9 protein-coding genes and 1 pseudogene are annotated in these 10,888 nt (G+C 59.2%); 3 read left to right on the forward strand and 7 right to left on the reverse strand.

What is annotated here, in order from left to right:
* Positions 1-86: 86 nt before the first annotated feature.
* Positions 87-1,259 (reverse strand): AraC family transcriptional regulator, encoded by a 1,173-nt coding sequence (locus B2V17_RS02315; protein ID WP_292994776.1) that lies wholly within the window; start codon positions 1,257-1,259, stop codon positions 87-89.
* On the opposite strand from B2V17_RS02315, the gene B2V17_RS02320 reads away from it, so the two are divergent.
* Complete coding sequence (locus B2V17_RS02320) at positions 1,258-2,547, forward strand: aspartate aminotransferase family protein (protein WP_292994728.1); 1,290 nt, start codon at positions 1,258-1,260, stop codon at positions 2,545-2,547. The genes B2V17_RS02315 and B2V17_RS02320 overlap by 2 nt on opposite strands.
* 33 nt (positions 2,548-2,580) lie before the next feature.
* On the opposite strand, the gene B2V17_RS02325 is transcribed toward B2V17_RS02320, so the two are convergent.
* The 3 genes from B2V17_RS02325 to B2V17_RS02335 are packed head-to-tail and all read right to left on the reverse strand — an operon-like array spanning position 2,581 to position 6,006.
* Positions 2,581-2,871, reverse strand: a complete 291-nt coding sequence (locus B2V17_RS02325; RefSeq protein ID WP_292994730.1) for a Dabb family protein — start codon at positions 2,869-2,871, stop codon at positions 2,581-2,583.
* A gap of 10 nt (positions 2,872-2,881) precedes the next feature.
* On the reverse strand, positions 2,882-4,246 hold the full coding sequence (locus B2V17_RS02330; RefSeq protein ID WP_292994732.1) for an aminotransferase: 1,365 nt from the start codon (positions 4,244-4,246) through the stop codon (positions 2,882-2,884).
* A gap of 11 nt (positions 4,247-4,257) precedes the next feature.
* Positions 4,258-6,006: a thiamine pyrophosphate-binding protein gene (locus B2V17_RS02335; RefSeq protein WP_292994734.1), complete on the reverse strand. Its 1,749-nt coding sequence runs from the start codon at positions 6,004-6,006 to the stop codon at positions 4,258-4,260.
* A gap of 675 nt (positions 6,007-6,681) precedes the next feature.
* On the opposite strand from B2V17_RS02335, the gene B2V17_RS02340 reads away from it, so the two are divergent.
* Positions 6,682-6,981, forward strand: a complete 300-nt coding sequence (locus B2V17_RS02340; protein WP_292994736.1) for a hypothetical protein — start codon at positions 6,682-6,684, stop codon at positions 6,979-6,981.
* A 6-nt stretch (positions 6,982-6,987) separates the two neighbouring features.
* Here B2V17_RS02340 and B2V17_RS02345 read toward each other — a convergent pair whose 3' ends face one another.
* Complete coding sequence (locus B2V17_RS02345) at positions 6,988-8,142, reverse strand: tyrosine-type recombinase/integrase (protein WP_292994738.1); 1,155 nt, start codon at positions 8,140-8,142, stop codon at positions 6,988-6,990.
* 323 nt (positions 8,143-8,465) lie between these two features.
* Between B2V17_RS02345 and B2V17_RS02350 the strand changes: the two genes are divergently transcribed.
* On the forward strand, positions 8,466-8,831 hold the full coding sequence (locus B2V17_RS02350) for a TrbC/VirB2 family protein (RefSeq protein ID WP_292994740.1): 366 nt from the start codon (positions 8,466-8,468) through the stop codon (positions 8,829-8,831).
* Between the two features lie 35 nt (positions 8,832-8,866).
* Here B2V17_RS02350 and B2V17_RS02355 read toward each other — a convergent pair.
* Together B2V17_RS02355 and B2V17_RS02360 are read right to left on the reverse strand one after the other, a co-directional pair.
* Positions 8,867-9,430, reverse strand: a pseudogene (locus B2V17_RS02355) (transposase); the annotation flags it as partial.
* A gap of 589 nt (positions 9,431-10,019) precedes the next feature.
* Positions 10,020-10,888, reverse strand: an 869-nt coding sequence (locus tag B2V17_RS02360) for an RHS repeat-associated core domain-containing protein (RefSeq protein WP_292994742.1), incomplete at its 5' end; no start/stop codon positions are given.

Below are 10,888 nucleotides of genomic sequence, written 5' to 3' on the forward strand. Positions count from 1 at the left end.
AAGTGAAGCCAGCATCAGGTAACTCGCCGTCATGCCGAATTGGGTCTGAGCCAGGTCCTCAGCCAACCTCCCGGCGCTTCGCCTTGCTATCTGTCCGCCATGTCGCCACGGCTGTTCTTTCGCCATTCGCCTGGCGTCACCCCGTACCAACGCTTGAAAGCATGGTTGAACGTGCTCTGTTCTCGGTACCCAAGGTGATAGGCGATAGTAGAAAGCTGCAGGTTGCCGTCTTCGAGCAGTTCAGTAGCCATCATCCTGCGCGTGTCTTCAAGCAGCTTGTCGTAGGTCAGTCCCTCGCGCGACAGGCGGCGCTGCAGGGTTCGCTTGTTCGAACAAATCTGGTCGGCAATGATCTCGATCGAGAACTGCCCGGTCGGCAAAAATCGGCGGATCAGGCTGCGGACATTGTCCGGCAGGTTCTTCCTGCCCCAACCGGTTTGCTCGCCCAGTACCGAGGTGACCAGTGCCAGGACATCGTGATCTTCATTGCGGTTCTTGGCCTGCAGAACCTCGTCGGGAAACTCGATGCCGTCGATCTCGGTATCAAACTCCGGCACCATGCCGAAATACTCGGCATATTTCCGGATCGGGCTGATTGGCGAGTGCTTGAAGCGGACGGAACCCGGCGTGAAACTGTTGCCGATGAAAATCCGCGCGACCTTCAAGGTCGTCAGCAGCGATTCCTCAACCCACTGGTTTGATATCGGCCGGAGCGCCTCGTTGAGGAAGAACTGATAGATGAACGACCCGTCCATATCGACGATATCGGCCTCGTAGGCCCCGGCAATCTGCACGGACGAGAAGCGCTTGAACTCAAGCAGCGCAGTCTGGAAGTCCGGCGCATACTTCAGGATCAGATTGAGCGGCCCGAAAAAGGCGAAATCGCGCGAACGGGCCAGTTCCAGCCCGAAACTGGGCAAGTTCGCTTCACGCGCCGCCAGTTCATAGCAGGCCAGAATTCCCCGGAATGGTACCCATCGTTCGGGATCGTCAGCGGGATTGAAGCCGATGCCGGCCTTGGCGAGGATTGCGGCCGGATCAACGCCATGGCGCGCCACCGCTTCGGTGAGGCCCAACAAGGCCCGGCTGCGCCCTAACGGTTCGGTCACCCTGAATCCTTCTTTCCGGCTAGCGCATACTATCAATTGAGTGGCACGAAAAAGCAATACGCTTGGCTGCCCCGCGTTAATCTGGGTCTTGGCGGAAAGCGCTGATGAATTCGCCTGCCAACGAAGGTTCTGGGAGTTAGGAATAGCCATGGAAACCACGGGTCGCGATCACATCGAGGCGGTAACGCGCGGCCATATCAATTCCGGCAAGATCGACCTGTTCAAGCAGATTGGTGTCGACCTGATCATGGGTGAGCGATCAGGCTGCGACGTGTACGATATCTCGGGCGCGAAATATCTTGACGTGCTGTGCGATGGTTCGACCTACAATTTCGGTCACCGCAATCCAGAGATCGTCGATACGCTCAAGGCAGCCCTCGACCGGGTCGATATCGGTTGCCAGTTTCTGGCCTCAAGAGAGCGTGCGCTGCTGGCCGAAGACATCGTTCGCACCAGCCCCGAGGGGCTGAGCCATGTCCATTTCATCGCCAGCGGCAGCGAGGCCAACGACGCCGCGATCAAGGCTGCGCGCTTCGCCACCGGGCGGCGCAAGATCGTTTCGATTGCCAAGAGCTTCCACGGCGTAACGGGGCTGGCGGCCAATGCGAGCGACAAGGCCTTCTGGCAGCCCTTCAATACTGGCCGGAACGCCGATGATTTCGTGACAGTCGCCTGGAACGATCTGGGGCAGATGGCCGATGCGTTGGCCGGTGACGACGTCGCCGCGGTGCTGATCGAAACGGTGCCGGCGACGCTGGGTTGGCCGATCCCGTCGGATGACTATCACGCCGGGGTCAAGGCGCTGTGCGAGCGCCACGGCGCGTTGCTGATCATGGATGAAATCCAGACCGGTCTGGGGCGAAGCGGCCACCTGTGGGGGCTGGAGCGCTGGGGCGCCCGGCCCGACATCATGGTGGTAGCAAAGGGCATCGGCGGCGGGATCTATCCCTTTGCCTATCTGGCCATGATCGAACGGGCAGCGTCCTGGACGCGCGAAGCTCCGCTTGCCATGCCTTCGACCTTCGGCGGCAGCGAACTGGGCTGCGTTGTCGCGCGCAAGGTGCTGGCACTGGCAAGCGCCGACGCCACCCTTGCCCACGTGCGGGAAATGGCCGCGCTGCTGGGTGCAGGCTTCGACCGGCTCAAGGCCCGGTTCCCCGAGCAGCTGTTGGAGGTTCGCCAGCTCGGCCTCGCCGCGGGGCTCAAATTTGCCGATCCGGCGGGCGGTGTGAAGATGATGCGATCGCTGTTCCGCCACGGTGTGCTGGCATTGTTCGCGGGTTACGATCCATCGGTCGTCCAGCTGAAACCACCGCTGGTCATAACTGCCGCGCAGATTGGCCTGCTGCTCGATGCGCTCGCCAAGGCTATCGGCGAAATGGATGAACCACTGCCATTCGCGCAAGGCATGGGCGCGCTGGATGCGCTGCATTCCTGATCGCGCGCGCACCCGATCAGGAATGCAGTCGGATCAAACCGTGTAGTGGACCCTTGCCACGGCTTCTCCCAGGGGAACAAATTGCTGCGCGAAGGCAATATGGTCGGGATGACCGGCGTAGCCGCGCATTGCGGCCTCATCCGCGAAATCGATCACCAGGGCATAGTCCCAGGTGCCTTCCATCAGCTTCAGGTTCGGACCGAACTCGAAACGGTGGATACCGGGAACAACGCTTGAAATCGCGGCAAAACCCTCGCCAACCCGGACGATGTCTTCAGCGGTGACTTCGGGTTTGAATTTCACCATCGTGATCTGTCGGATCATGTCACTCTCCTCAGGCGACGCTTTTGAGCGCCTTGGTAACTGCAGCGGCGATGCGGTCGATCTCGTCGCGGGTCACCACCAGCGGCGGGGCAATCAGCAGGATGTTGCAGCGCCCGGGCACGGTGTTGGTATTGCGGCCCAGGATCACCCCGTCACCCATGCAACTTGCCAGGATCTGCATGATCTTGGCTTCGCCGAGCGGCACCTTGCTTTCGCGGTCTTCGACAAGTTCAATCCCCGTGAGCATGCCCAGCCCGCGAATCTCGCCGACATGGGGGTGCTGGCCCAATTCGCGGCCCAGCACATCGCGCACATGGTCGCCCTGCTCACGGGCATTGCCCGCCAGACCTTCGCGCTCCACGATCGCGATCGCCTCCAGCGCGATCGCCGCGCCAACCGGATGACCGCCGAACGTGTTGATCTGGCGCAAGTGCCGCATGCTGTCCGGCGCGCCGTCGAAGCCGGTGAAGACATGGTCCTTCACCACCGTCGCGCCCATCGGGAAGTAGCCGCTCGAAAGCCCCTTGGCGAAAGTGTAAATATCCGCCTCGGTCGCCCAGTGCTCATAACCGAACATGGTCCCGAGCCGGCCGAAACCGGAGACGACCTCGTCGAAGATCAGCAAGACGCCGTACCGATCGCAGATCTGGCGGACCAGCGGCAGGTAATTGTCCGGGGGCACGATAACCCCGCCGCCCGACATCATCGGCTCCATGATCACTGCGGCCACCGTATTGGCGCCTTCGTGGATGATTGCCTCTTCAAGCAGGCGGGCGCACTCTGCGCCGTGTTCCAGCGTGCTCAGCTTGGGATGGGCGCGGAACGGGTAGGGCGGCATGACGTGCACGAAGCCCGCCGGTCCAGGCTCCGATCCGGTCTTGCGCTCGGCCTGGCCGGTGGCAGCCATCGCGCCGGCCGTGTTGCCGTGATATGCCCGATAGCGTGAGATGATCTTGTAGCGGTTGTCGCCTGGCTTACCGTTCTGCAGATGATACTGCCGGGCAATCTTGAATGCGGCTTCATTGGCTTCCGAACCGCTCGACGAAAAATAGCTGTGGCACTTGAAGCCCAGCATTGTCTGCATCTTTTCGGCAAGCGCCAGCGTGGGCTCACAGGCCATGACCGGCGCCAGGTAGTTGAGTTGCTCCATTTGCCGCGCAGCGATTTCGGCGATTTCGCGTCGGCCATAGCCTATGTTGACGCACCACAACCCAGCCAGCCCGTCGAGCAGCTGCGCACCATTGTTCATGGTCAGCGTGCAGCCCTTGGCAGACTGCATCTGCGGCGGCGTGGTTCCTCGCAGCGCGGCGTGCTGGGTCAGCGGACGCCATAGCTGGTCGGGATAATCGGCGGTCATGCTTTGCGCGTTGTCCATTGGCTGTTCCTTTATTCCGCCGCGGTCCTGACCCGCATTTCGATCATGCCCTGTGTCAGTGGCGATTTGACGCCTTGAGTCACCACGTCGACGAAGGACGAGATATTCTGGTTGTTGTGCAAGGCGCGCTCGATTGCCGAGCGCAGCTGCGAAGCATCTTCGACTCGCTCGGCATAGGCACCGCCGCCAGAAAAGATCTTGCTGTAATCCATCTTGCGCAGGCTGGTTGCGACGACTTCGCCCCACATTTCCTTCTGCTGTTCCTGGATCATGCCCCACTGCGCATTGTTGGCGACAAGCAGTGTAACCGGCGCGTTATGGTCGATCGACGTCTCAAGCGGGGTAACCCCCGGCGAGAGCCCGAGTGAGCCGTCACCCGTCACCAGAACCACGCGCGATTCCGGCGAGGCCATCTTGACCGCAGTGGCATAGGCCGGACCGGTTCCCATCTGCTCCCACGGACCGGGGTTGATGATCGCCTTGATCTTCTTGCCTTCAAGCGCCCAGATGCTGAGCGCGGTCTCGAACCAGCAGGCGATGTCGCCGCCGTCGATCACCATGATGTCCTTTTCGCCAAGCGACGACAAAGCCTGGTAGCACAGCGCCACAGGGTGGATTGCCCCTTCGCTGGCATCGAGGTGCGGGCGATATTGTTCGACGCTTTCGCGCCGGCGCTCGCGGATGGAGGCGGGCCAGTCGGCACCGACCGACATGAGGCCTTCTTCAGCCTCCAGCGCTTTGAACAGCATCTTGATGTCGCTGCAGATGCGCGTATCCACCAACATGTTGTCACTCAGCTCACGCGGCGTGGGATTGACCGCGACCATGTGCAAACCAAGCCCAAACAGCGGCGCCTCACCAAAGTTGAGCGGGAAGTCGAGCCGGCCACCCAGGAACAGCACCAGGTCCACCTCGTCCATCAGGCAGCGTGAACACGGGTTCTGGTGATAGTCGACGATTCCCATGTTGTTGGGATGCGACATGTCATAGGTCTTGAGATGGGTTGTAGGCACAAAGATCGGCACGTTGTAGCGGGTCGAGAAGTCCTCCATCTCGCGCTCGGCATGCGCGAACCAGACCCCGGGTCCGGCGATGATGATCGGCTTTTTCGCCTTTGCCAGTAGATCCTTCAGCTCGGCCACGTCGTCAGGATTGGGTGCGGGCTTGTGCACCTTGTGGCGCTTTGTATCGAACTTGCGCGCGCCTTCGGGCTGCTCGAGACTGATCTTGCCCGAGAACAGGAAGTTGGTCGGGATAACCAGCTGCACCGGCCCGGTCGGCTGGTTGACGCAGATGTCATAGGCCTTGTCGAAGAACCAGCCGATCCGCTCCGGCGCGTTCACCTCGATCGCATATTTGGTCATGCAGCGGACGACTTCGGCCTGGGGCATTTCCTTGAAGCCCGCATTGTCGAAATTGTTGGTGTTCGAAGAGGCGCTGATGAAGATCACCGGATCGCCGACGTAGTAGGCTTCGGCCACTGCCGAGACATAGTTGGTGAAGCCGCTCGGTTCAGCAAGGCAAACGGTTGGCTCGCGCGTCAGCCGGGCATGGGCAGCCGCCATGAAGCCGGCCTCGAGCTCGTTACGGCAGCCGATGACTTCGATGCCGTATTCCGCGCAGCCCATGTAAATCGGATTGATGAACCCGCCGCACAGCGAATAGACGCGCTTGACCCCCTTGTCCGCCATGGCCTTGGCGAGCAGCGTTCCGCCGCTGATCTTGCCGCTAAGCGCCTTCTTGGTGTTTGCCGCATCCATCCCGAGATCTCCAAGCTGTCCTGGTTTTTGCCTTTTCCGGCTCCCTCTATCGCCCGCAGCGATCAACGGACACCGGACCAAGGAATCGTCAGCGAAGGTAGGAAGCGGGCCGTATCCCGTATTATGAATACGCGCCAATGATTTGCTTTTAGACGCCAAGCACATTGGCAGCGCCATCAGTAGTTAGCCGAAGGGGAAACGCGGATGATTGACCGATTGGAGTCGGCTATAGCCGGAAAGGCGATGGCTCAAGTAACGATGTCAGTTAGCTGGCACATCCCGCTCCAGGACGTCAGCTATGCAGTGCTATCCTAAACGCTCAATCGCCGGAAGGCTGCGCCCTTGCACGATCGAACTTTCAGCCCTTTCACAAATTTGGAGATTGGATGCCGGATCCAAATTCCGAGCTGGTTTACAAGCACACCGTACGCAGTGGACTGCATGGCGTAAGATATTGATATCGAGCTTGAAAATGCCATTTTTCGGAAAAATGCTGATATGAATTGGCGATGATCCATGGATCATTTGGCAATGTGGCGGACGGGACTTGCACGTCTACCACACTGTAATGCAATACGCTTTCCTGCATTGACTGCACTTCGCGAGTGATCCATCGTCCATCCTGCCTTCCGCAAGGTCAAACCATGTTCGCCAAGGACTCCAGGAGTCACGAACATGGCAGTTTCTGCAAAAGTACAAGCCTACATTCCCTTCCCGGTTGCTGACTGGATCAGGTCGCGCGCCGAGGAGGCTGAGGTGTCGGTCAGCATCATCGTCCGCGACCTGCTGGTTGAGGCGTGGAGGGACGAATACCAGTCGCGAAAGGGGCCTGCCGCGCTCGATCCGGTGCGACAGAACCTGTTCATCACCGTTGCGCTTGATGCGATCCTGTCAAGCCTGGGAGATGGCACTCTGAGGCAGCGAACCCACGATGTTTACCGGCGCCGACTGGAGCGGCATGGCTTGTCCGACTGAGCTGCTTCAAGGCTGACCGCCAGTGCAGAACTTTGCCCAATCGGCCATCATGTCACGGCGCTTGTCGAGGTAGTTGGTGCGCCGATAGGCCGCCTCAACCTTGTTCGCGACGGTGTGAGCTGGCGCCGCTTCGGCAACCTCGCCTGGGTAGCTGGTCTGTTCTGCAGCCCAGTCGCGAAAGGCTGAGCGAAACCCGTGCACCGTGTAAGGCAACTCGGCGTAGCGCAGGATCTTGAGCAGCGTCATGTCGGAAAGAGGGCGGCGCACATCGCGTCCCGGGAAGAGCAGGTTGCTGCACGGTGCATGGAACTGTCTGGCGCGCTCCAGCGCGTCGATCGTGGGTGCGGAAAGGGGAACGGTGTGTTCCTTGCCAACCTTCATCCGGGACGCTGGAATGGTCCAAAGCTTGGTGCTCAAATCGATCTCATTCCACTTAGCTCCGCGAACTTCTCCCGACCTCGCAGCGGTCAGGATCAGGAACTCCAGGGCGAGCCTGGGCACGCTCAAACGCCTGTGAAGATGAGACATGAAGGACGGCACCGCATCATAGGGCATCGCGGCAAAGTGCCCGTCCTTCTTGGGCTGCCGTGGCAGCACGCGGTTGACCGAGCGCATCGGCGCCTCGGTGGGCCGCATGCCGCTGGCATAGGCCCAGTCGAGCACCACCCCGATCCGCTGCTTGACCCGCCGCGCTGTCTCCGGCTTGTCCAACCAGATCGGCAGCAGCACCTCGCGGATCAGTGGTCCTTCAATGTCGCTAACCAAACGGCCGCCCAGCAGCGGGAAGGCATAATTCTCCAGGGTGGTGATCCACTGGTCCTGATGCTTGCCGTTCTTCCAGCCCAACTTCTGTTCAGCATGGACACGCAAAGACGCAGCTTTGAAGGTCAGGATCTCCAGCCTACGCCGCTTGCGCTCTGCCACCGGATCGATCCCGCGCTGGATGTCGCGGCGCAGTTCGAAGGCTGCATCGCGGGCTTCCTTCAACGAAACCAGCGACAACGAACCAAGCCCGATATCCCGCCGTCTGCCGTTCACAGTAGCGCGGAGCTGCCAGTTGCCCTTGTTCGGTCCAGTCAGTTCAAGGAACAGCCCGTCGCCATCGTTGTAACGTCCAGGTTCCTTGAGGTTTCTAATCTGCAGTGGCGTGAGCTGGCCCATGATCGATCATCCTGTTCCGCCCCCACAATCTCCCCCACACTCCAAGCCGGATTTAGGGAGATTATTGAGAACAATATAAGAACATGGAAAGCGCAATCAAGACCAAAAATCCGCAGAAATCTGCGGCTTTCCGGGATCAATCGGGCTTTCCTGGGATGATATAGCTGGCGGAGCGGGAGGGATTCAATGTACATTGTAAATGAACGTTAAATCTCTTCATTTCTGTTTGAGCCATACATTCGGCCATAAGTTTAGCGACTGCGCCAGCATGATTCCATCATCCCGGTTGCATTCCGGTGCCGAGCGGGTGAAGCTGTCCGATCATGAACTCGCTTTTGGCCGTATCGACGTTGTCCGGACCCAGCCAGCCGCTGGCGGCGGTGCAGTGGGTTGCGGATCTGTTATTGGGGCCGTTCAGCACTGCAATTGCGGTGATTGCTGTTGCTGGACTAGGGCTCTCGCTGCTCGGTGGCAGGCTGCCAGCGCGGCGCGGGGTGATGATCGTGCTGGGCTGCTTCATCCTGTTCGGCGCGCCGAGCATTGCGCGCGAGCTGATGGGCCTGGCTGGACGAGACGGCGGTCCATACGCCGCGCCGGACCAGTCCCCGGCTGCCCCGATCCCACCGCCAGCACCGCTGCCGCCGCAGCCCGATCCTTACGCCGGGGCAGCTATGCCAAACGGTCAGTGATTGGATTACGGTGGCAGATTACCGTCGATTACGGATTACGGAGAATACGGTGACAGTGCACATAATTCACCGGCCTGTCGCACCTTTGGCCCCCGCTTACGCGGTTTCGGATCGCGGCCCAAGAGGTTCGACACTTGGTCGAGAAAGGCGGTATCGCCAAGCGGGCGCCCGGTGCTTTCAGAATTCCGCAAGTCGCTCGATCGTGCCTTGTCGTCTTCCGATTGCAGTAGATCAGCGAAGTTAGGCACCCGCTCCAATACCGGTCCTGTTACAGTCAGTCCGTCACCTTGCGCGGGATCGAGCAGGGCGTGTACGCTGGACCAACACCAGTCCTGCGCCCGCGCGACCAGCCGCGCACGCACGGGATTGAGTGCTACATAACGCAGGGCCGCCAGCAGGTGCGGCTCGTCCATCGCCAAGCAGCCAAAACGGCCTTGCCAGAAGTGCCCTGTCCGCTTTTCCCGTGCATGAATCCGTCCGGCATAGGCCCGGTGTACCTTTGACAACTCGGCGCGCAAGGCATCGGTGTGTTCTGGCACAAGGATCAAATGGACGTGGTTGGGCATCAGCACCCAGCTCCACACCGCCACGCCTTGGGTTGCGCACTGGTGCCCTAGAGATCGCGGTAAGCCGCGTAGTCGCTGTCATCAAAGAACGTCTGCTGCCGACCGTTCCCGCGCTGGGTAACATGGTGGGGAATGCCGGGAAGGACGAAGCGGGCAAGACGGGCCATGCGCGTGATGCTCTAACGCCGGACAGTAGCTGTCAATTAAGTGCACTGTCACCGTAATGTAATTCCATTTACACCCCATCATCGTAAATCTTTTGTGCCTATCATTGGCAAGCTAGAGCAATCCGGACCTTGGGTGGTATCAAAACTCTCATCAAAAACCCACGCACTCCACCACCGATTTGGAACACTGTCAGGGTTGTTGAAGGGGAAGCGCATTTTTGAGAAAGTCTGGAGTCGGGTAATGTCAACCGCAGCGTCCCCCGAGCTCTTCACAACTATTATCTGGTGGAATGACAAAACTGTGCGGTTTGGCCCAATAGCCGATACCATGCTAAAACACACTCCAGTCGCCGATTGTGGTTGCGAATAGGTCCCGCCCTGAGAGCACCCCGGGATAACAGCGAGCACAAGTGGAGCTAGGCTCATTATCCTTCTGGCACGACGTTTCGACATGGCTACATTTCCTCGGTGTGGGTGGGGTCCGCTACCCGCAGCGGGGCACCGGTTTGGCCGCGCACAGTGTTTTCGTTAGTAATTGCATTCCCCGATCCACCACCAAAAATCATTGGAATGGCATGACCTACTAGTTCGTGTGCAAGAATCTGCCCAGCGGTAGAGCGCACTCCGTCCCTAGGATCAACGTTCGATCGCCCCGAAATGGCAACAGACCTTCCACTTGGACTAGTCACGCCCTCCCCCGATTCTCTAACTGAAACAACACTAAGCAACGGAGACTCTCGTCCGTTCGGAAGCGGGCTGTGATAATATAGTTTCTCGGCTATAAAAATTGTTATAGTTTGACGTCCATTAATTGCCGTATTCAATCGTGAAGAATAATAACTTGAACCATTTTTATTTATTCCCGCCTTAGTATCAATTTGTAAATTCCCGTTTTTGTCAAATTTATACTGAGTTCGAGAGATTTGATTTATCAGCTTAAGGAGAATTGGCCGATCTTTTTCGCGAGCGTAAATGCTTTTCCCCGTTGGGTCGACTTTGTTGACTGGATCATTTCCAACATAAACATACAAGTTGATCTGATCCTCATACCCAATCGGATCGGTCTGCAAAAACCGCCCCAACGTCGGCGAGTAGATCCGCGCCTTGTAGTAATACATCCCCAGCTCGGCGATCCACGCCTGCCCGGTGTACTGGAACCTCCCGCTGTTGCTGCTCTGCGGAATACCATACTCGTCATAGCGATTGACCGCCAGGACGGAGGCTCCGGTACTGTCCGTCACCAGCACAATCGATCCAAGCCAGTCCGGACGAAGGCGACGCTCAGCGGTCTCAGTAAGCGAGGCCCCCTCATACCAGGCGATCG

Source organism: Novosphingobium sp. UBA6272 (genome assembly GCF_002440635.1).
GTDB lineage: Bacteria > Pseudomonadota > Alphaproteobacteria > Sphingomonadales > Sphingomonadaceae > Novosphingobium.

Excerpts from the sequence above, each read along its gene's own strand:
- B2V17_RS02320 (WP_292994728.1), top strand. The coding sequence starts at position 1,258 with ATGGAAACCACGGGTCGCGATCACATCGAGGCGGTAACGCGCGGCCAT.
- B2V17_RS02315 (WP_292994776.1), bottom strand. The coding sequence starts at position 1,259 with ATGGCTATTCCTAACTCCCAGAACCTTCGTTGGCAGGCGAATTCATCA.
- B2V17_RS02325 (WP_292994730.1), bottom strand. The coding sequence starts at position 2,871 with ATGATCCGACAGATCACGATGGTGAAATTCAAACCCGAAGTCACCGCT.
- B2V17_RS02330 (WP_292994732.1), bottom strand. The coding sequence starts at position 4,246 with ATGGACAACGCGCAAAGCATGACCGCCGATTATCCCGACCAGCTATGG.
- B2V17_RS02335 (WP_292994734.1), bottom strand. The coding sequence starts at position 6,006 with ATGGATGCGGCAAACACCAAGAAGGCGCTTAGCGGCAAGATCAGCGGC.
- B2V17_RS02340 (WP_292994736.1), top strand. The coding sequence starts at position 6,682 with ATGGCAGTTTCTGCAAAAGTACAAGCCTACATTCCCTTCCCGGTTGCT.
- B2V17_RS02345 (WP_292994738.1), bottom strand. The coding sequence starts at position 8,142 with ATGGGCCAGCTCACGCCACTGCAGATTAGAAACCTCAAGGAACCTGGA.
- B2V17_RS02350 (WP_292994740.1), top strand. The coding sequence starts at position 8,466 with ATGAACTCGCTTTTGGCCGTATCGACGTTGTCCGGACCCAGCCAGCCG.